2 protein-coding genes and 2 pseudogenes are annotated in these 2,575 nt (G+C 70.7%); all 4 read left to right on the plus strand.

What is annotated here, in order from left to right; all coding sequences use genetic code 11:
• Positions 1-77: 77 nt before the first annotated feature.
• Positions 78-440 (plus strand): annotated as a pseudogene (locus tag I73_RS29540) (ABC transporter ATP-binding protein); the annotation flags it as partial.
• The gene (locus tag I73_RS20820) at positions 437-1,219 is read left to right on the plus strand and encodes an ABC transporter permease (protein WP_022982387.1); all 783 of its coding nucleotides are present in this window, start codon (positions 437-439) and stop codon (positions 1,217-1,219) included. The pseudogene I73_RS29540 and the gene I73_RS20820, both read left to right, overlap by 4 nt.
• A 19-nt stretch (positions 1,220-1,238) precedes the next feature.
• Positions 1,239-1,718: a nucleoside deaminase gene (locus I73_RS20825; protein WP_022982388.1), complete on the plus strand. Its 480-nt coding sequence runs from the start codon at positions 1,239-1,241 to the stop codon at positions 1,716-1,718.
• Between the two features lie 70 nt (positions 1,719-1,788).
• Positions 1,789-2,575: pseudogene (locus I73_RS29545) on the plus strand (urease accessory protein UreD); the annotation flags it as partial.

A 2,575-nucleotide genomic window follows, 5' to 3' on the forward strand; every position in this document is an offset into this window, starting at 1 on the left:
ACCCGCGCCAGCCCGACTGGCTCTCCAGCTTGGAGGCGCGCGGAAAGCCGGTGCCGTCGGCGAATTCGTGGTGCTGCCAGCGCGCCAGCATCTGCCGCGCGCTGATCCATGAGCCCAAGATGCTGCTGCTCGACGAGCCCTTCGGCGCGCTGGACGCCTTCACCCGCGAGGAACTGTGGTGCGCACTGCGCGACCTGCAGGCCGCGCAGAAGTTCAACGTCATCCTGGTGACCCACGACCTGCGCGAGAGCGTCTTCCTGGCCGACACCGTCTACGTGATGAGCAAGAGCCCGGGCCGCTTCGTGGTGCGCCGCGAGATCGACCTGCCCCGTCCGCGCGACCTGGAGGTGACCTACACCCCGGCCTTCTCGGACATCGTGCATGAACTGCGTGGCCACATCGGCGCCATGCGCAAACAAGGTGTGGAGGTGGCCCAATGACGACCGCGGCACAACGCGCCAAGCGCCTGGAGCGCTGGTCGCCCTGGGTCCTGCTGCTGCTGATCCTGGTGGTCTGGCAGGCCATCTGCAGCGGCTTCCAGGTCAGCGAGTTCATCTTCCCCAGCCCCTTGCGCATCTGGGACCAGGTGCTGGAATACCGCGACGTGATCCTGGGCCATGCCTGGCGCACCTTCTGGGTAACGATGACCGGCTTCGGCATCGCCATCGTGGTGGGCGTGCTGCTGGGCTTCCTGATCGGCAGCTCGCGCCTGGCCTATGCCGCCATTTACCCGCTGATGACCGGCTTCAACGCCCTGCCCAAGGCGGCCTTCGTGCCCATCCTGGTGGTGTGGTTCGGCATCGGCGTGGGGCCGGCGGTGCTCACCGCCTTCCTGATCTCCTTCTTCCCCATCACCGTCAACATCGCCACCGGCCTGGCCACGCTGGAGCCCGAGCTGGAAGACGTGCTGCGGGTGCTGGGTGCCCGGCGCTGGGACGTGCTGGTGAAGGTCGGCCTGCCCCGCTCCATGCCCTACTTCTTCGGCTCGCTGAAGGTGGCCATCACCCTGGCCTTCGTCGGCACCACGGTGTCGGAGATGACGGCCTCCAACGAGGGCATCGGCTACCTGCTGGTGAGCGCCGGCAGTGCGATGCAGATGGGCCTGGCCTTCGCGGGTCTGGTCGTCGTCGGCGCGATGGCCATGGTGATGTACGAGTTCTTCTCCTGGGTCGAGAAGCGCACCACCGGCTGGGCCCACCGCGGCTCGCAATCGCATTGAACGCAAGGAGCACGACGCCATGCTGACGCCCGCACAGATCGAGCGCCACCTGCGCGAGGCCCAGGCCGTGGCCGAGCAGGCCATGGCCAGCGGCCACCATCCCTTCGGCGCCCTGCTGGTGGCGCCCGATGGCGAGACGGTGCTGCTGCGCCAGGCCAATGTGGACACGGTCAACCATGCCGAAGCCGTGCTGGCCCGCGAGGCCGCGCGGCTGTATGCCCCGCACCTGCTGTGGGACTGCACGCTGGTCACCACCGTGGAGCCCTGCGCCATGTGCGCCGGCACCCAGTACTGGGCGAACATCGGCCACCTGGTCTACGGCCTGGAAGAGACCGACCTGCTGGCCCTGACCGGCAACCACGCGCTCAACCCCACCCTGGCCCTGCCCTGCCGCGAGGTCTTCGCCCGCGGGCAGAAGGCCATCGAGGTGCATGGCCCCACGCCGGAACTGCGCGAGACGCTGCTGACGCCGCACCGGCATTTCTGGCACCACCGCTGAGCCCCGCGGCCCCCGGGCCCGCGGGCGGCTCCCCTACACTGCGCGGTCCTCTTTTCACGCTCGCATGCCCATGGGCTGGCACGGCCACCTGCACCTTCAGTACACCCGCGACGGCGAACGCACCGTCGCGCTGGACCGCCACCACGGCCCGCTGCGGGTGCTGCAGCGTCTCTACCCCGAGGGCGAGGCCATCTGTCACCATGTGCTGGTGCACCCGCCCGGCGGCATCGTGGGTGGCGACGTGCTGGACATCACCATCGAACAGGCCGCGGGCACGCATGCCCTGATCACCACGCCCAGCGCCACGCGCTTCTACCGCAGTGCGGGCGAGGTGGCCCGGCAGAACCTGGTGGCCCGGGTGGCCGCCGGCGCCCGGCTGGAGTGGCTGCCGCTGGAAACCATCGCCTACCGCGGCTGCCTGGCCGAGAACCGGCTGCGCTTCGAACTGGCGCCGGGCGCGCTGATGCTGGGCTGGGAGATGCTGGCCCTGGGCCTGCCGGCCGCCGACGAGGCCTTCACCCGTGGCCGCATCACCCAGCACCTGGAACTGCCCGGCACCTGGCTGGAACGCGGCACGCTGGCGGCCGAGGACACCCAGCTGCTCGATTCCCCGCTGGGCCTGGGCGGCCAGCGGGTGCTGGGCATGCTGTGGGCCGCCGGCGGTGAAGCGCTGCCCCTGGCCCCTGCGCCAGGCCCTGCTGGATGCGGCCCGCGAGGTGATGGCCGGCGACCCGCTGGACGCCCAGGCCGGCGCCACCTCGCCCGACCCGGCCGTGGTGGTCTGCCGCGCGCTGGCGCCCCGGGTGGAGCCGCTGTTCGGCCTGTGGCGGCAGTTGCGGGCCCGCTGGCGCGCCCTG

The organism is Ideonella sp. B508-1 (assembly GCF_000333615.1).
In the GTDB taxonomy this organism is placed as follows: Bacteria; Pseudomonadota; Gammaproteobacteria; order Burkholderiales; family Burkholderiaceae_C; genus Ideonella.